This is a genomic window from Colwellia chukchiensis, from assembly GCF_002104455.1.
GTDB lineage: Bacteria > Pseudomonadota > Gammaproteobacteria > Enterobacterales > Alteromonadaceae > Cognaticolwellia > Cognaticolwellia chukchiensis.
This window is the reverse complement of the sequence record NZ_NBOC01000010.1, coordinates 78,576-96,814: the sequence shown is the minus strand read 5'-3', so window position 1 is coordinate 96,814 and position 18,239 is coordinate 78,576. Positions and strand designations below refer to the sequence as shown.

Below are 18,239 nucleotides of genomic sequence, written 5' to 3'. Positions count from 1 at the left end.
AAATGGATTTTAATAGAGTGAAAAATAAAAAACCGCTACAATAACGGGTAATACTGTTACGTTTTTTAATCAAATAAAAATAATCGGAAAAATTATGGCTCTCTCTGTTGTTATTCTTGCTGCGGGTAAAGGTACTCGTATGCGCTCTGCCTTACCTAAAGTACTGCACCCTGTTGCTGAAAAACCTATGGTGTCGCATGTAATTGACGCCGCCCGCCAAGTTGACAGTGAAAATATTTATTTGGTTTATGGTTTTGGTGGTGAACTATTAAAAGCAAAAATTACCGGAGACGACTTAACCTTTGTTGAACAAAAAGAACAACTTGGCACAGGTCATGCGGTAGATATGGCATCGCCCTTTTTAGCCGATGATGAAGATGTGTTGGTATTGTATGGTGATGTGCCATTAACACAAGTTAGCACTTTACAGCGCTTAATTGCGGCTAAACCTGCTAATGGTATGGCATTGTTAACCGTGCATTTAGCTAATCCAACTGGTTATGGTCGCATTATGCGCGATAGTGCAGGCACGGTAGTGGGTATTGTTGAGCAAAAAGACGCCACAGCAGAGCAGTTATTGGTTAATGAAGCCAATACCGGTATTTTGCTGGCAAACGGGGGGGATTTAAAACGCTGGTTAAGTAATTTATCGAGTGACAATGCGCAAGGTGAATATTACTTAACTGATATTATTGCCGCCTGTCATCAGGAAGGTAAAGCTATTGCGACTGCGCACCCTGACAGTGAAATTGAAGTTGAAGGCGCGAATAACCGTGTGCAACTGGCCGGCTTAGAGCGCGCTTATCAGCTGAGAAAAGCCGAACAACTGATGATTGAGGGTGCTAGCTTGCGCGACCCAAACCGCATTGATATTCGTGGCACAGTCACTGTGGGGCAAGAAGTTGAGATCGACATTAACTGTATTTTTGAAGGCAAGGTCAGTATTGCTGATAATGCCCGTATTGGCGCCAACTGTATTTTGAAAAACTGCACTATTGGCCAAGGGGCGGTAATTAAACCTAACACTCTGATTGAAGACGCTATTATTGGCGAGCTAGCGTCGGTAGGTCCCTTTGCCCGTATTCGTCCAGGTTCAGAGTTAAAGCGTGATGCCCATGTGGGTAACTTTGTAGAAATGAAAAAATCAACTTTAGGTGCCGGCGCGAAAGCAGGACATTTAAGTTATTTAGGTGACGCAGAAATTGGCAGTAACGCCAATATAGGTGCTGGCACTATTACCTGTAACTATGATGGCGTAAACAAGTTTAAAACGGTGATCGGTGCTGGTGCCTTTATTGGCTCTAACGCCTCACTAGTAGCGCCAGTGACTATTGGCGATATGGCAACAACCGCTGCTGGCTCAGTGATCGTCAAAGATGTTGCCGAGCATGAGCTCAGCGTTGCCCGCGGAAAGCAGCGTAATATCAGTGGTTGGCAGCGACCGAGTAAAAAATAGCCCTTGCCTGTTTGCTAAGTTTGCTTAATGCACTCATATTAATGGAGTGCATTTTTTTTGGATGAAAAAACCACAACAAGCTGCTGGTTTGGTAAAACACCACATTATTATTCTTCGGCTTTTAGATAATTATTGTTTTTATTTTCAGCTTTTGTTCTAATAGCTAAGTTTTAAATCGAAACTTATAAGAGCCAAACGAAAGCAATGTCAAAACGAAACACCCAACAACGTCGTCATACTATTATTGCCGAATTAAGTAATTTAGGTGAAGTAAGTGTAGATAGCCTAGCTAAAAAGTTTGATACCTCAGAAGTCACTATTCGCAAAGACTTAGCGGTTTTAGAAAATAGTGGCTTATTACTGCGCCGATATGGCGGTGCCGTGCCTTTACCTCATGAAATAATCGAGCCAAAAACAGAAAAAGTTTCGAAACGAAAGATAATTATCGCCAAAACAGCAGCATCGCTGATCCGTGACCATAATCGTATTATTTTAGATAGTGGCAGCACCACCTCAGCCTTAGTGCGCGAGCTTAGTGCTAAACAAGGCTTAGTGGTGATGACTAATTCGTTAGCAATTGCCTCGGACTTACATGCGCTAGAAAACGAACCAACGTTATTAATGACAGGCGGCACCTGGGACCCACATTCAGAGTCGTTTCAAGGGCAAGTGGCAGAAAGTGTTTTACGCTCTTATGATTTTGATCAACTGTTTATCGGTGCTGACGGTATCGACTTAGCGCGCGGTACTACAACCTTTAACGAATTGTTAGGATTAAGCCGAGTCATGGCAGAAGTGTCGCGTGAAGTTATTGTTATGTTGGAGTCGGAAAAACTCAATCGAAAAATCCCCAACTTAGAAATACCTTGGGAGAAAATTCACACGTTGATCACAGATGCAGACATGCCTGAAAACGTGCGAAGTGAAATTATTAAACAAGGCGTTAACCTCGTTATCGCCAGTTAAAAAGGATAAAAAATATGTGTGGAATTGTAGGAGCTGTCGCACAACGTGATGTCGCCGATATCTTAGTCGAAGGGTTAAAGCGTTTAGAGTATCGCGGTTATGACTCGGCAGGTGTCGCCATTATTGACAATGAAAACCAACTTAATCGTGCGCGCCGTTTAGGTAAAGTGCAAGAGCTTGCCGACGCTTTGCAGGCCAAGCCAATTGCCGGTGGCACAGGTATCGCCCATACGCGTTGGGCAACCCATGGCGCGCCAAGTGAAATTAATGCCCATCCGCATATGTCGTCAGAAACAATTGCCGTGGTCCACAACGGCATTATCGAAAACCACGAGCAACTGCGCAGCCAATTGCAAGACTTAGGTTATCATTTTAGCTCTGAAACAGACACCGAAGTAATTGCCCACTTAGTGCATCACGAATTAAAGTCAGCCAAGAGTTTATTAGCCGCAGTACAAGCGACCGTGAAACAATTAGAAGGGGCTTACGGCACAGTAGTAGTGGATACACGCGATAAAGATCGTGTGGTTGTGGCACGCTCAGGTAGCCCACTGGTGATAGGTTACGGCGTGGGTGAAAACTTTATTGCTTCAGATATTTTAGCCTTATTACCCGTGACCCGTAAGTTCTCTTTTTTAGAAGAAGGTGATGTTGCCGAAATTACCCGTTTTGAAGTTAACGTGTTCGATATTGACGGCAAACCAGCGGTGCGTGAGGCTAAAGAGTCAGAAGTGTGCCATGATGTTGGCGATAAAGGCGAGTACCGTCATTACATGCTCAAAGAAACCTACGAGCAACCGACAGCGATTCGCAATACTTTAGAAGGCAGATTACAAGGCAATATGCTTGATAATCAAACCTTTGGCGCTGGCGCAGACGCAATTTTTCAAGAAATAGAGCATGTGCAAATTATTGCCTGTGGTACCAGTTACCACTCAGGCATGGTGGCGCGTTATTGGTTAGAAGCACTGGCAGGCGTTTCTTGTAATATTGAAATTGCCAGCGAATTTAGATATCGCCAATCACATGTACCTAAAAATGCCTTATTAGTGACTATTTCACAGTCGGGCGAAACCGCTGATACCCTAGCCGCTTTGCGTTTAGCGAAAGAAATTGGCTATCGCGCCAGTTTAACCATTTGTAATGTTGCGGGCTCGTCGCTAGTGCGAGAGTCTGACTTAGCCTTTATGACCAAAGCTGGCGCAGAAATCGGCGTTGCTTCAACAAAAGCCTTTACCACACAGCTAGTTGGCTTATTAATGATGACCCTAGCCATAGGGCAGCATCATGGCATGTCAGTAGAAAAGCAAAATGACATTGCACAATCGTTAATGACCTTGCCAAATAAGTTGGAAGAAGTATTAGCCTTAGCCGGCTCGATTGAAGAGTTAGCAGAAGACTTTGCCGATAAGCATCACGCGCTATTTTTAGGTCGTGGTGATCAATACCCAATCGCAATGGAAGGCGCGTTAAAGCTTAAAGAAATTTCCTACATTCATGCCGAAGCTTACGCCGCAGGCGAATTAAAACATGGGCCATTAGCACTGATTGACGCTGAAATGCCAGTAATTGTCGTGGCACCAAAAAATGACTTAATTGAAAAGCTTAAATCAAACGTTGAAGAAGTACGCGCACGCGGCGGTTTAATGTATGTGTTTGCTGATGCCAGTGCCAACTTTAGCAGCGACGACACCATGAAAGTGATCAACGTGCCGGTATGTGATGACTTAATTGCGCCGATTGTTTACACCTTACCGCTTCAATTATTGTCTTACTATGTAGCTATCATTAAAGGGACAGATGTTGACCAACCAAGAAATTTAGCAAAAAGCGTTACTGTTGAATAGCTTAGGTTAAAAAAACTTTTTTGTGCGCGTTAAATAATGATCGTAACAGTGTTTAATGTGCGCTACTAAAAATAAAGTTTGAAACTTATAAGTTCGCTACTGATAAAAAGTAAGAAACAAAACGGTCACAATATGTGGCCGTTTTGCATATCTAGTTGAAGTAGCCATGTACCTCATTTGGAGTCTAGCAATGACTGGGAAGCCCATTTAGCAATTTAGGCTGACACAGAATTCTGAACGCTTTCAGGCCTGTCGGTTGGAAAAAGGGACACCTAATGATTAATATAAAACGGCTCTGACCCCATTTTCTTTTGTACGGTTAACCATACATCATGGCGCATTGTTTTACGTTGTTCTTCGGCTAAGCTCTCAGTAAGTTCTCGACATGCGTCACTTAAAGTTCTGCCTTAGCTTTCAGTTATTAGCTGAGCTAAACGCTTTGTTTCTTTATCAATTATAAATTGAATTCGAGTATCCATAGAAATTACCTCAAAACTAACAAGGTACACACAAATGTTAGCGCCGAGATTATATCAAGGCAATTATCAAGTTGCTCAAACGGACAAAACAGTTGGCTTGCCTCACTTGGTTCGGTATTGTAGCTAAACTATTTTTAGCTGCTTAGCAAAGAGTTAGGCATAGTGAAGTGAGGACGACCTCACCTCTCAGTTTCGTTAGGGGACGGCCCCAAGGTTAATTGAGAGGTATTTATGGGCTGGGTAATTTTGTTTATCGCTGGTCTTTTGGAGATTGGTTGGGCTATTGGATTAAAGTACACAGATGGTTTCACAAAGCTATGGCCTACTGTTGGCACGGTGATTTCGCTGGTTGCAAGTTTTTTATTGCTAGGTTTGGCTCTGAAAACGTTACCTGTTGGTACGGCCTATGCGATTTGGGTGGGTATTGGTGCTGTAGGCACGGCGCTTCTAGGAATATTATTGTTCGGAGAGTCTGCTGACGTCCTTAAGCTAGTCAGTTTAGGGCTGATTTGTGCGGGTATTGTTGGTCTTAAATTGGCTCATGCCTAACAAGGTGCTGCACTTTGATAAATTACTCGTAGCGCTTCTAATTTACCGGTGAGCGCGGCGTCAGGCAGGTAAGGATGTGTCGTGATTATCGTCAATAAAAAAAGTGAAAACTTAGCTTTTCTGGTTGTACTTGGTGTATTACTTATTTTGCTTGTTCATTATTTTAGAGATAATTATAAAACAGGCTCTACTATATCTTTATTATTGGGCGTAGCTCCTAACTTTATAACAGCCTTTTGTTTCCCTGCTGTGTTTATCGGTTTCAAAAATAAAATTGAAAAATATCGTGGTAAGATAAACCCTTTTAAATGGTTTACCTTTTGTACTTTATTATGTCTAATTATCTTAATATGTTGGGAGTTTAGACAAGCAGAACTAGATAATTTTGTCTTTGATAAAAATGATATTTTAGCGAGTATTTTTGGGGCGATATTATTTTTATTTTGTTGGCCTTTTTTACGTGGCTTTGTAAAACCTGCCTAAAAAGAGGTTTTAAGTTGGACAGAATAAAAGGGGTCAGAGCCGTTTTAAGAATAATTTGGCGCAGGTTAAAAGTTAAAGATCCTGTTACAGTTTTGTGTAACGACTTAGGTTAAATAACAACTTTTAAGCGGTTTTTTGAATTCTATCATCAATCGATTCAAGGCTGTTTTCCAATTTATTATTGGCATCATCCACTTTCTAGATGTTTGCTCAATCGCTAAATAAATAACCTTTCTTGTAGAATCTTCATGAGGAAACAACTTACGTTTCTTGATAGCTTTACGAATGATGCAATTGAGTGACTCTATTGCATTGGTTGGGGAAATGGCCTTGCGAATATCTTCAGGTTAGTTAATGAGTGTCCTGATGTTTTGTCAGTTATTTCGTCATGAGCGAGATATGCTCGGGGTAAGATCACAATATTAAGTTACACGATTAAGTTTGGTAATTTTCTAACTAAGCGCTTTAATTAAAAGGTGCGTATTGGCATCACGTTTAGGTGCTGGTGGTATGAAAATTAGCTGACAACCATAGCGACAATAACAACTGGCTGCCAGCTTGCTATAACATTAGGTTAATAGTGAGGAAAAACATATGAATAACCCTATAGGTTGGTTTGAAATTTATGTTGCAGATATGGCGCGAGCGCAAAAATTTTATGAGTCTGTTTTTAACATTAGTATGGAAGACTTAGGCGATCCCACTGATGCGAATATTAAAATGAAGGCGTTTCCGTCTAATATGGAGCAATACGGTGCCACGGGCGCTTTAGTGCAAATGGCCGGTGTTAGCGCGGGTAATAATAGTGTGATGGTTTATTTTTCGTGCCAAGACTGCGCCGAAGAAGAATCGCGTGTTGAGTCATCTGGCGGTAAAGTCGAGAAACCGAAGTTTTCAATCGGAGAGTACGGTTTTGTGTCTATAGCCATTGACTCCGAAGGTAATATGTTCGGCTTACATTCATTAGGGCAATAACATAAATTGCGTTTATTAGTGCTTGTTATAAGTGCGCGTTCAGTCATGGTTTGTAGTTTTAGGGGCAAAACTATCGATGCTGACACTGGTAACATTTTAGCGAATTTAGTGCTACAATTCTTGGTGTTTAATACAATATTTTCTTTACAAGACAAAGTGTTATAAAACCGCTATTACTATCGTAAATAGCGTATTACTTTGTAGTAGCAGCCTAGTTTAGGTCATTATATTGACTAGCCACTAAGCTTAAGCGATGGAGCCGTTTATGTTCGTTATTGATCAGGTAATTTTGTTGGCCGCGGTGTTAATTTTGCTCGGTATTATTTCGAGCAAGTTGTCAGCAAGATTAGGTTTGCCTGTACTGGTCTTATTTTTATTGGTTGGTATGCTCGCAGGTGAAGACGGCCCCGGTGGTATCATGTTTGATAATGCCGAAGCCGCTCATGCACTTGGTACGCTAGCATTAGCATTGATTTTGTTTGATGGTGGTTTGCAAACCCCGTTTAAAGCCATCAAGCAGGTTTGGCGGCCTGCGTCGGCATTAGCCACGTTAGGGGTGTTAGTTACTGGCGCTGTTACTGGCGTTGCTGCCGCTTATATTCTCGATATTCCATTACTGCAAGGGTTGTTGCTTGGCGCAATTGTCGGTTCAACTGACGCTGCGGCAGTGTTCTCGCTGTTACGAAATGCGGGTATTCACCTTAATAAAAAACTCAAAGCAACGCTAGAAATAGAAAGTGCCTCGAACGACCCTATGGCGATATTTTTAACCGTAGGTTTATTGGAAATCATAGTCAATGGTATTGAGCCAGGTTCAGGACTATTGCTGATGTTTATTGCCCAAATGGGCCTAGGGGCACTGGTTGGTTTTGCCGTAGGTTGGTTATCGGTGCGCTTAATTAATCGTATTCACCTTTCCGCGTCAGGGCTTTACCCTGTGTTAGTGGCAGCATGTGGTTTACTGTCGTTTGGGGTCACGGCTAATATTGGCGGTAGTGGCTTTTTAGCGGTGTTTATAACGGGTGTGGTCATTGGCAATAGCCGTTTTGTTTTTCAACGTAGCACGTTTTTATTTCACGACGGCTTGGCATGGTTAAGTCAAATTACTATGTTTGTGGTGTTAGGTTTGTTGATCACCCCCACATTGTTGCTTGATATTTGGTTAGAGGGGCTACTAATTGCCTGTGTGTTAATTTTTATCGCTCGACCGCTAGCCGTCACGCCCGTGTTGGCACTGTTTGGGTTTAAATTACGAGAAATTACACTCGTGTCCTGGGTGGGGTTACGAGGCTCAGTTCCTATTATTTTGGCGATCTTTCCGCTGATATTTGGCCTAGCTAATGCGGCACTCATTTTTAATGTCGTCTTTTTTGTGGTGCTCATTTCGGCAACGTTACAAGGCTCAACATTACCTTGGATGGCAAGAAAGCTAAACTTAACCTTACCACCGCCAGCAACACCGGCGGCAACCTTAGAAATAACCCAGTTGGGCGATGATGATGCAGATATTGTTGAGTATACACTTGGTCGCGAGTCGCGCGCAGTAGGTCGACGTTTATCACAACTTGCCCTACCAGATAGCACTGTCATGGCGATGATTAGCCGAAATGGCAAAATTATTCCGCCACGCGGCTCAACGCTTTTACATGCCCAAGATCAGCTATTTATTGTGCTTAAACCTCATGCTAGAGAGTTTGTTGATTGCGTTTTTTCAGCGACAGTGGCACAACAAAAACACGAACTGCCATCGCAAGAGTTACGCGTAAAAGCAAGTACTACCTTGGCAGATGTTGCGCTTTCTTACGACTTAATTATTGAAGGCGACCCAGAATACTCGCTAGCGCAGGTTATTAACTCGCAACTGCCTGCTGGGCCACAATTAGGGAGCGTAGTGCAAATCGCAGGTATTGAGCTTTGTGTTCGTGAAATGGTGGAACAACGTATTATCACGGTAGGGATAATTGAGCGCCAAGGCGATAATTAACACCGCCATGATAGTAACTTAAGGATTAGTCCGACATTAAAGGAATGAAAACATGAATAGTATGAGTTGGTTACGGGTAGCGATTATTGGATTTTTCCTCTGTTACAATAATGTCAGTGCACAGGAACAAGGTAAATTTGTTTTTGCAACTCATACTAAGCCACCCTTAAGTCAGCAACTTGAAGCTATTTATCAAGCAGCGTTTCAACATATGGGGCATGTTGCTGAGTTTGTTACTTTACCGGGCAGAAGAATAGTACATGCGGTTAACAGTGGCGATATTGATGGCGATGCCTCAAGGCTGAAATCGTTTAAACAACTATCGACGGATAAAACCGATAACTATTTACTTGTTGATGAGCCGGTTTTAAATATTGATTTGGTGGTAATTGTGCGTAAAGAGCTAGACTTCTCACCCGTTCATTGGTCAAAGGTAAATGAAGGTCGCGTTGCTTACATCAGCGGCTCGATGAAAATTCAAAAACACGTGGCAATTCCAAATAGAAAGCCCCTACCTGAAGCCATTGCGGTATTAGAAATGGTCAAGCGAGCACGAGTTCGCTCGGCAATACTTTTTAAAGCAGTTGCGGTTGAGCTTTTTAACAAGTATCCCGCATTTCACAAAGACTTGAAGATAATCTCAACCCCGATCGAGTCGTTTAATTTATACCCATTTTTACATAAAAAGCACCAAAATTTAAAAGTACCGTTACAAAAAGCGTTACAAGCTATCAAAGCAGATGGCCGCTATCAGGCAATAATAGAAGGCGGATAGTCGCAAGGTATAATCGTCAGCAAGCAGGTTAGTGAGATTGTATTTTATGCTGTTAATTATCAGTATAATAGATAGACTTATTTCTTAACTAAATAGGCTATTATAGAGACTAGAGTGGGTGACTTAAACAGTAAGAACAAATAGCAAGGAGATGATATGTCTAAATTGCAACGCATATTATATGTTGAAGATGAGCCCGATATTCAGCAAGTTGCCGAGTTGACCTTAGAAACCGTAGGGGCTTTACCCTAAAAACCTGCTCTGACGGCAGCCAAGCACGCTAACAGCAGCAGGTTAACAAATGTTGCCAATAAATGACGAGTTTTTTTGGCTGCATAACGTATAGCGCCTCGCTTAATACCTAAAACATTGCCGGCTAGCAGAATATATTTATCAGTTAATAACCTTGCACTCATGAGCATTTTTATAATTATTGATCGCTGATCATGTCACCAGTATATGCTTAAAGGCGCATAAGGGAAAGTTGATACTATGCAGAAAGCTCGCGTTAACCTAGTTGCTAACTTATTGTGAAATAAACTGAATATATTCAAAAGTTCAGGTTAACTCGGTTAGCTAGGCAAGGCTTTTGTCACGTTGAACCGACATTAGCCTTTTTTAAGATCTCTTTCTCCTCCTTCAGTTATTTGGCTTCTTTTCTTAGCCTTTTAGGCTCACCTTCATTCAAAGTGACACCTTAGGCTCACCTTCAAAATTGGCTTTCCAGTTATAACGTAATTTATCGGTAATCCCTAAAGGTGTCGCAGCCTCAGGGACGCTGTAGCGTTGCGCGGCTAATAATGCTACAGCTTTTTCTTTAACTCAGTCGTCTAAGATTTTTTATTCTTTTTTGTCATTTAACAGCTCATTAATTGGGTTGTTTTCCACTATTAAAGTGTCCTGTTTAATCAGTTTACGTGGAAAGTGCAGACAACGCTTGCGCAAGGCAAAGTAGATGGTTGAAGAAAGTAAAATCGAATCCAAGCTGGCAACTTGCGTGATTGAAAAGTAGTCGTTAGAACTCAGCCATCCTATGATACAGCCAGAAAGCCAGGCATAAATTGCTGACCAGTGATTGTTTTTTATCTTATCATGCTCGCTAGTCCTTTTGCTATTGAACCAGAAGTTAAGGCAGTAAATCGCCCCCACTGGTGGAATCGCTATTCCGAGTAAAATAAGGAACTCAATAAAATAGCTTTGCACATCGGTAAAGGCAATGGCGGTGCCCAAAATGCCGATAAATAGCGTGATGTTTCGCAATGAAAACGTAGGAAAAATGGTATTTATCGACAAACTTGATGAATACAAGGTCAGGACATTAGAGGACCAAGAAGACAGCAATAATAAAAAGAATGCTGGCGCGCCAATACCAATACCAACCATCACTAAAATTAAGTCAGACTGTTGACTAATAATCGCAGGAATACTGGTTAAGGTCAGCACTAAGGGAAAAGCAATAACCAATGCTAGGCCGGCGGCTAGAGAAGCGCCTTTTGGGCTTTTGGCAAAACGGCTATAATCGGGTTGAATGACAACGCCGGCAATATAGGCGCCAACAACAGCAGAGATAGCAGAAGTAAAAGATAGCTCACTTTTCACTTGCCAAAGTAGCTCAGCATCGGGTGACTCTAATGCCTTATATGCGGCGGTCATTATAAAAATCACCATCAAAGGCACCAACCACAAGGCCAGCTTATCAATGCCTTTAAAGCCTTTAAGTGAAACCCAGAGCATTAAAATACTGCCAACAATCAAGTAGAGCGCGTGCGGAAGGTGAACACCTAACGACGAGAGCACGGTATTGGCGGCATCACCGAACATTTTACAGATCACGCCGTACCAGCCCGCTAAAGTAAAGGCGACCATGGCATTAATAAACTTAGAGCCTTGCATGCCAAAAGCATTTTCAATAAGTTTTGAAGCCGATAGCCGAGTCACACTGCCCACCCAGCTCGTACAAGCATTCATGGATCCAAGAATTAATGCCCCGCAGATGAAGGCCGTGGTCGCGGCAATAAAGCCTAAACCACTGCCAATTTGTGCCGCCATTAAAAATGCCGGAATACCAATAGTGCCACCAATGATCACAAGGGCAATATGCCCTGATGATACGGTTTGGCTATCAGGTACCCGCTGTAGGCTATAGTCATTTGAAGGGGAAGGCATTAGCCTTCTCCATGATAGTTATAAACCGATTTTGCATAGTCAAGCGAGACATAGCCGTTTTTAAGATCATCGGCTATTGCCTTAGGGTCGCGTTGCTTAGGGTCACCAAAACCGCCGCCATTAGCCGTGATCACCCGCACTATATCACCGGTATTGGTCTTTACTTCGGTGGCCATTGCATGACGCTCAGTACTGCCGTCAGTACGCAACACCTCAATGCGATTGAAGGTACCAGCTTCACCGTCTTTAAGACCCCATGGCGGAACTTTGGCACGACTATAAGCGCAGGTTAGAAAGCTGTTATCATTGCGAATGATATAATCAAGCACTATGCCCTTGCCACCACGAAATTGCCCGGCACCGCCATCTTCATCATTCAATGCTAATTGTCCGACAGTCACGCCATAGCGCGCTTCGGCAATTTCTGCTGGACAGTTAAAAGTATCACCATGCATGGGACTGAACATAGCATTAACACCATCGAAGCCTTTGCCCGCGCCCCAGCCACCAATTTCTGGTTCGACAATAGAATAATGATTATTGGTATCGGGATGGGTCCCACCCATAATGGTGGCACAAATCGAAGAAAAGCTACCTGCGGGTAATTGGTCAGTTACCTGCTCAGCGAGACAGCGCCACAGTAAGTCGCTTAATCGGATCAAGGTTTCAAAATAAACGCCGCAAGCCGCCGGTGCTTTCGCATGGTAAAGATTGCCTTCCTCCGTGAGTACTTTCATGACCCTAAAACAACCACCATTGGCCATATTGCGATCGCCAATCAAGCCCATTAAGGTGAGCTGGCAAGCCAGCAAGGTACCATCTCGGGAGAGGTTATTGGGACCGCTGCTTTGCGCTGGTGCCTTGGTTAAGTCGACAATAATTTCATCGTTGACAATATCCAACTCGATATTGAGCTTGGTACCATCATCTAGCAGCTCTTGAATTGTGTAGTGACCGTCAGGCAGCTTACTGATAGTTGCTCGTGCCATTTTCTCGCCAAACGCTAGGTAGTTGTCAACGGCGGATAAATAGACCTCAACGCCGTATTTGTCGGCCAGCTCGATAATGCGTTTTGCGCCTAATCTTAATGCGGCAATTTGCGCCCACATATCCCCTTTTAAAAATTCCGGCATTCTGGAATTACATACCACGATGTCGAAAACGCCAGAAATTGGCTGATCATCCGCAAAAATGCGTACCGCAGGAATTCTAATACCTTCTTGGAATATTTCAGTAGCATCAACCGACATTGAGCCGGGCGACTTGCCAGAAACATCGTTCCAGTGCGCGATATTGACCGTCCACGCAATGATTTGTTCTTGATAAAAAACCGGTTTAAGCAGCACCACATCATTTAAATGTGTCACGCCGCCATAATAAGGGTCGTTGGTGATAAAGATATCGCCATCATGAATGTTTTCGACGCCATGTAATTCAATAATTTTGGCGACTGATTTATCTAAGGCACCGACAAATGCAGGAATTCCTGAGCCGGCACTAGCTAATTCGGCATTGGGCGTGACGATGGCGGTGGCCATATCCAGTACTTCATAAATAATTGGGCTCATTGCTGTTTTGCCAATGGTGGAAAACATTTCGTCACTGATTGCCCGTAATGAGTTTTGAATTATTTCATAGGTGATTGGATCTTGTGTGCTCATTTCGAACCTCCAGTGTTATTAATGCTGATGATAATGTTGGCATACTCATCAATGTATACGGACTGCTCCGGATGGATCACAATGGTGGTACCGGTTTGCTCTATCACCGCGGGACCGTTAAACGCCATTTGTGGCTCAAAGAGATCACCGTTATAGATGACGGCTTTATGCTGACCCTCTAATGCGTAGTCGACGACACGTTCGCCTTTAATGGTTTCGTTTGTCAAGCGGCCGGTTTTCTGTTTTTCGGCGAGTTTAATTTTGCCGATATCCGCTTGTCCGACCAAATGTAAACCAACCAATTCAACTGCAGTATCCAAGCGATAAGTGTATTCTTTTTCATACATAGCTTGGAATAGCTCTTTTACTGGCGCTAAATCAGCTAATTGCACCGATAACGGCAGGGGCACTTCGATGGAATGCTCTTGATTTAAGTAACGGAATCGGCCGAAAACTTGATAGCTGGTTTTTTCTTCAGGCAAGGCTTCACTGATAAAAGAGTCCTTGAGTTCCAGATGTAACTGACTGATTTGCTCATTGATAGAGGCAATGTGCTCGCCATGCCAAGGACGTAAATAGGTCATGATACGGTCACGGCGAATATCTGACATCATCATACCCCAAGCAGAAAACACCGATGCGGTTGCAGGGATAATGACTTTTTTGATGCCCAACTCTGCGGCAAGCGCGCAGGCATGCATGCCGCCACCACCACCAAAAGCCACCATGGTAAAGTCGCGCGGGTCATGACCTTTGTTGATCGAAACCAATTTTAGGGCATTAACCATATTATTGTTGGCGATACGCACAATACCACTGGCGACCTCGCCCGCAGAGAGTTGTAGTTGCGCTGCTAACGCGTCGAGTGAGCTATTGACCGAGGCCATATCTGCTTTGATTTCACCACCACAAAAATATTCTGGATTGATCCGGCCTAAGGCTAAATTGGCATCTGTGGTGGTGATTTGATCACCGCCACGCCCATAGGCGACAGGTCCTGGTGAGGCAGCCGCACTTTGTGGTCCAACATGTAATTTACTAAACTCATCGACCCAAGCGATAGAGCCGCCACCATTACCTATTTCGACTAAATCCACCACAGGTACCATAATCGGGTAACCCGAACTGGTTTGGCTACGCTCGATATAATAATCAGAGCCAATCGGCACTTCGCCATCATTAATTAAGGTACATTTTGCCGTGGTGCCACCAATATCAAGGGCAATAATATTATTTTCCCCGATGATTTTTCCTAAGGCCGCCGCGCCCCAAAAACCACTGGCAGGACCCGATTCAACCATAGTAATCGGTACTTGCTTGGCTGAATTTAAGGTGTCAACGCCACAGTTTGACTGCATCACATAAAGTTGACCAGCAAAGTTACGGTCAAGCAACCCTTGATTTAGCTTTTCCAAATAACGCGAGGCGATCGGTTGAACATAGGCCGATAATACCGCGGTGCTAGTCCGTTCATATTCACGCCATTCACGCGACACTTGATGCGAGCAAATAACTTCAAATTCTGGCGCTTGTGCCAAAATCGCCTCGGCAATGGCCTTTTCATGGCAAGGGTTGATATAAGCATTTAATAAGCAAATCGCGATAGCTTCAACACCCTCTTGTCGCATTTTTTGTAAAATGTCCGGTAAGGCCGCTAAGTTCAATGGCTGCTCAACATTGCCTTGATATGAGATACGCTCTTGGATTTGAAAGCGTAGAAAACGTGGTACATAAGGCTCCGGCTTTTGATAACTCAAGTTGAAAAAGTCTGGGCGGTCACCTCGTCCGATTTCGAGAATGTCTCTAAAGCCTTGTGTGGTGATCAGTGCCGTCACCGCGCCTTTACGTTCAGTTAGGGCATTGATCACTACCGTCGTACCATGAGCCATTAAGTCAATATCTTCAGCGTTGACGTTTGCCTTCTCTAAAACATTTAGCACACCTTGCTCAAAGTTGGGCGGCGTGGTATCACTTTTAGCGGTTTTTAGCTGTTGAATACCGGTGGCTGAATCTTCGCTAAAACAGACTAAATCAGTAAAGGTTCCACCGACATCGGTGGCGACAAATATTCTTTCAGTCATGGTTATTCCTTACAGGTCGAATTGGATAAAAAAGCGATGGCAAGCCAAGGCAATAATTGCTCTAAAGGCTGTAAGTCAGAGTGTAAATAAGCACCATCTTCTGCGAGCATATTCACCGTTCCTATCACCTTTGAGTGCATGACCACCGGCCAGTTAATTACCGAGCCTAAGCCAAGCTCGGCAATTAAGGCATGGTCAAAAAAGACTTTCGCGAGCTCGCTGTGTTGGTGAGCAACAAAAACTTGTTGTTGCTCAATAACACGCGCGGTCCAAGCATTTTGCTCAATTGGCTTTAAGCCGCCAATGCTGTAGCTACCTTCATTCGAGCTGTAAAGCCTTTTGGCTTTTAATGCCGTCATATCCACTTCGCTAAAGGTCAGTAACTTGATGGTAAAATGTCGACTTAACTCTTCTTGTAAGGCGATAAAATATGCTTTTGTGTTGCCCTGCTTTAGCGCCGTGGCTAAAGCAGCTTCATTGATAGCTAAATTCATCATTATTCCATGGTCCAACGCAGTTCAATACCAAAGCTTCTTGGGGTCGCAGTTTGCGCAAATCCACCTAATACCCATTCCGCGTTATATTTCTTGTCAAAAATGTTTTTCGCCCATAAGTTAACGCTCCACTGGCCATCGTCACTATTAAAACCAATGCGACTGTTGACTAGATTAAGCGCTTTTCGCGCGGTACTATTTTCGGTATCCCAATATTGTTGGCCTCGGCGCTCGGCATCAAGGGTGACCATAGTCAACCAGCCAGCAATGATTTCTGTACTATATTGCAGACCAAGATTGACGGTGTAATCAGGTACATAAGGAGCCTTATTGCCGTTGTCTGAAGGGGCTAATGAAAAGCTTTTTATTTCACTGTCGGTGATACCCACACCACCATAAACATCAAAGTTGGATGCTAACGAGGTTTTAAAATCAAACTCGCCACCAATCAAATTCACTTCATCAATGTTCGCTAGCACCTGAGCACCCAAGGCTCCTACGAATAAAAAGTAATGTTGATTATCAATCTTGGTATTAAAAACCGCGGCGTTAAAACGTGTGGCTTCTTTGGGGTAAAGCGCTTTAATACCGGCTTCGATATTAGTGGTTTCTTCTGCTTTATATAAGTCAGTTACCCCTTGTACACCAATGGTACTTGCCAGTGCAGCAACACCATTTTGATTAAAGCCACCACTGCGGAAGCCTTGAGAATAGGTGGCATAAAGTGAGATGTTATCTAAACCTGTGTAGGAGTAGGAAACTTTAGGCTGGAATTTTTTAAACTCCTCGCTGCGCACTTGCCCCGAGTCGCTATCAAAACTTAGCGGTGCGCGGTTAGTTTGTTCACGCTTGTCAACATCATAACGAGCGGCGACTGTTAACTCTTGGCTTGCTGCAAAATTGTAGTTAAATTGCGCAAATACCGCGTAAGCGTTATTGGCGTTATCATCAGCGGCAAATGTTTGTGTTGGGCTGATATCATTGGCGACAGTAGGATCTCGGTAAATTACCGGTAAACCTAAGCCTAAATCTAAGCCGGTACTTGAGGAAATAAAGCGGTCGGTTGTTAAATGATATGCACCAGCAATCCAGCGCAAGTCTTGATCATCCGCTGAGGTTAAACGTATCTCATAACTGCTGGCGTCTACGTCGAGGTATTGAGTTTGAGTGCCATCGAAAGCATTTTCACCAAACGGCGAATTAGCCGAAATAGCGCGAGAATACGGGAACTGATCACCACCATAAACTTCTTCTAGGGTATCTTTAGCGGTGATAAATGATAACAGGCCTAAGTCTAACTGCCAGTCTAGCTTTAAGGCGATTGATGAGATATCGCGTTCGTTGTAACCCAAGTTATTCGCTTCAATTTCGACACTGGCATCATTCGCATCATTAATGCCAAACAGTGGTTGATAAACGTAATTTAATGCCCCTGCTTCTGATTTACCTTTAGATAACCTAAGATCAGCGGTAAAGTCATCAGAGATTTGCCAGATAAAGCGACTGCGGACATTCGAGTCTTTTTGAAAGTCGACTTCGGTATTTAAGTAAACATTATCAATCAAACCATCAAATTCTTTATGTGAAGCGGTAACACGGTAAAGAAAGTTGTCAAATAACTGACCACTGACTGCGCCGGTCAGTGACTTTAAGCCACCATTACCGATATCGGTTTCAAGGTAACCCGAGGTTTCTTCGGTTGGCATTTTAGTGGTGATATTGATTGCACCACCAATGGCATTACGACCGTAAAGCGCGCCTTGAGGGCCTTTCAATACTTCAATTTGCGCAATATCAAAAAGATCTTGGTTAAATTGATTCGGGCTAATTTGCAGTACACCATCAACGGAAACGGCAACAGGCGACTCACCATTTCTTACTTGTGATAAACCACGGATAGTAATAAAGCTAGTGCCAGCATTTTGTGCTTCTACCATGGTCATATTTGGGGTCAGAGCGATAAAGTCACCTGCTCTTTCAATGCCCATATCTTCTATTTCTTGTTCTGAGAAGGCGGTTATGGCAATAGGCACATTTTGAATACTTTCTTTGCGCAGTCGTGAAGTGACTTGGATCACTTCAATTTCTTTCACTTGCTTGCTGTTGTTTGCCACGGTAGTGTCGTTGTCGGCGGCCATAGCTGTCGGCATTGTCAATGCACTGGCTACCGCGACTGCACATAATGATATTTTACTATGATGCTTTTTTATAATTGTCATACCTTTCCCCGATAGTGATACTTTTAATGTCCAAAATACTCAGAATTAATTGAACGACGGTCGTTGCTTAGTTCAAATCCATACTAGGAGTAAAAAATGCGAGC

At 43.3% G+C, this 18,239-nt stretch carries 13 protein-coding genes and 1 pseudogene; 8 read left to right on the top strand and 6 right to left on the bottom strand.

What is annotated here, in order from left to right:
• Window positions 1-94 precede the first annotated feature (94 nt).
• The 5 genes from glmU to B6K83_RS12065 all read left to right on the top strand — a co-directional run bounded on the left by glmU (window position 95) and on the right by B6K83_RS12065 (window position 5,780).
• The gene (gene glmU / locus B6K83_RS12090) at window positions 95-1,456 is read left to right on the top strand and encodes a bifunctional UDP-N-acetylglucosamine diphosphorylase/glucosamine-1-phosphate N-acetyltransferase GlmU (protein WP_085285184.1); all 1,362 of its coding nucleotides are present in this window, start codon (window positions 95-97) and stop codon (window positions 1,454-1,456) included.
• A gap of 204 nt (window positions 1,457-1,660) precedes the next feature.
• The gene (locus tag B6K83_RS12085) at window positions 1,661-2,422 is read left to right on the top strand and encodes a DeoR/GlpR family DNA-binding transcription regulator (RefSeq protein WP_085285183.1); all 762 of its coding nucleotides are present in this window, start codon (window positions 1,661-1,663) and stop codon (window positions 2,420-2,422) included.
• Between the two features lie 14 nt (window positions 2,423-2,436).
• Window positions 2,437-4,269 (top strand): glutamine--fructose-6-phosphate transaminase (isomerizing), encoded by a 1,833-nt coding sequence (gene glmS, locus B6K83_RS12080; RefSeq protein WP_085285182.1) that lies wholly within the window; start codon window positions 2,437-2,439, stop codon window positions 4,267-4,269.
• A gap of 710 nt (window positions 4,270-4,979) precedes the next feature.
• The gene (gene sugE / locus B6K83_RS12070; RefSeq protein WP_085285181.1) at window positions 4,980-5,297 is read left to right on the top strand and encodes a quaternary ammonium compound efflux SMR transporter SugE; all 318 of its coding nucleotides are present in this window, start codon (window positions 4,980-4,982) and stop codon (window positions 5,295-5,297) included.
• A gap of 81 nt (window positions 5,298-5,378) precedes the next feature.
• Entirely contained in the window at window positions 5,379-5,780 is a 402-nt protein-coding gene (locus B6K83_RS12065; RefSeq protein WP_085285180.1) for a multidrug resistance efflux transporter family protein, read from the top strand.
• Between the two features lie 104 nt (window positions 5,781-5,884).
• Here the strand turns inward: B6K83_RS12065 and B6K83_RS18215 are convergent.
• Window positions 5,885-6,127: pseudogene (locus tag B6K83_RS18215) on the bottom strand (transposase); the annotation flags it as partial.
• Window positions 6,128-6,374: 247 nt separating this feature from the next.
• On the opposite strand from B6K83_RS18215, the gene B6K83_RS12060 reads away from it, so the two are divergent.
• The 3 genes from B6K83_RS12060 (at window position 6,375) to B6K83_RS12050 (ending at window position 9,514) form a co-directional block, all read left to right on the top strand.
• Complete coding sequence (locus B6K83_RS12060) at window positions 6,375-6,755, top strand: VOC family protein (protein WP_085285179.1); 381 nt, start codon at window positions 6,375-6,377, stop codon at window positions 6,753-6,755.
• A gap of 265 nt (window positions 6,756-7,020) precedes the next feature.
• Window positions 7,021-8,739, top strand: a complete 1,719-nt coding sequence (locus tag B6K83_RS12055; protein WP_085285242.1) for a potassium/proton antiporter — start codon at window positions 7,021-7,023, stop codon at window positions 8,737-8,739.
• 52 nt (window positions 8,740-8,791) lie between these two features.
• Window positions 8,792-9,514, top strand: coding sequence for a substrate-binding periplasmic protein (locus B6K83_RS12050; RefSeq protein ID WP_085285178.1), 723 nt, complete (start codon window positions 8,792-8,794; stop codon window positions 9,512-9,514).
• 840 nt (window positions 9,515-10,354) lie between these two features.
• Here the strand turns inward: B6K83_RS12050 and B6K83_RS12045 are convergent.
• Genes B6K83_RS12045 through B6K83_RS12025 form a run of 5 tightly spaced genes read right to left on the bottom strand, consistent with a single transcriptional unit; the run spans window position 10,355 to window position 18,135 of the window.
• The gene (locus B6K83_RS12045) at window positions 10,355-11,680 is read right to left on the bottom strand and encodes a cytosine permease (RefSeq protein WP_085285177.1); all 1,326 of its coding nucleotides are present in this window, start codon (window positions 11,678-11,680) and stop codon (window positions 10,355-10,357) included.
• Complete coding sequence (locus tag B6K83_RS12040) at window positions 11,680-13,341, bottom strand: hydantoinase B/oxoprolinase family protein (protein WP_085285176.1); 1,662 nt, start codon at window positions 13,339-13,341, stop codon at window positions 11,680-11,682. Before B6K83_RS12040 ends, B6K83_RS12045 begins: the two co-directional genes overlap by 1 nt.
• A complete protein-coding gene (locus B6K83_RS12035; protein ID WP_085285175.1) occupies window positions 13,338-15,422 on the bottom strand; it encodes a hydantoinase/oxoprolinase family protein in 2,085 nt (694 codons plus the stop codon). The genes B6K83_RS12040 and B6K83_RS12035 overlap by 4 nt, the downstream gene beginning before the upstream one ends.
• A gap of 2 nt (window positions 15,423-15,424) precedes the next feature.
• Window positions 15,425-15,919, bottom strand: coding sequence for a GAF domain-containing protein (locus B6K83_RS12030; RefSeq protein ID WP_139175568.1), 495 nt, complete (start codon window positions 15,917-15,919; stop codon window positions 15,425-15,427).
• Window positions 15,919-18,135 (bottom strand): TonB-dependent receptor, encoded by a 2,217-nt coding sequence (locus B6K83_RS12025; RefSeq protein ID WP_085285173.1) that lies wholly within the window; start codon window positions 18,133-18,135, stop codon window positions 15,919-15,921. The genes B6K83_RS12030 and B6K83_RS12025 overlap by 1 nt, the downstream gene beginning before the upstream one ends.
• Window positions 18,136-18,239: the final 104 nt, after the last annotated feature.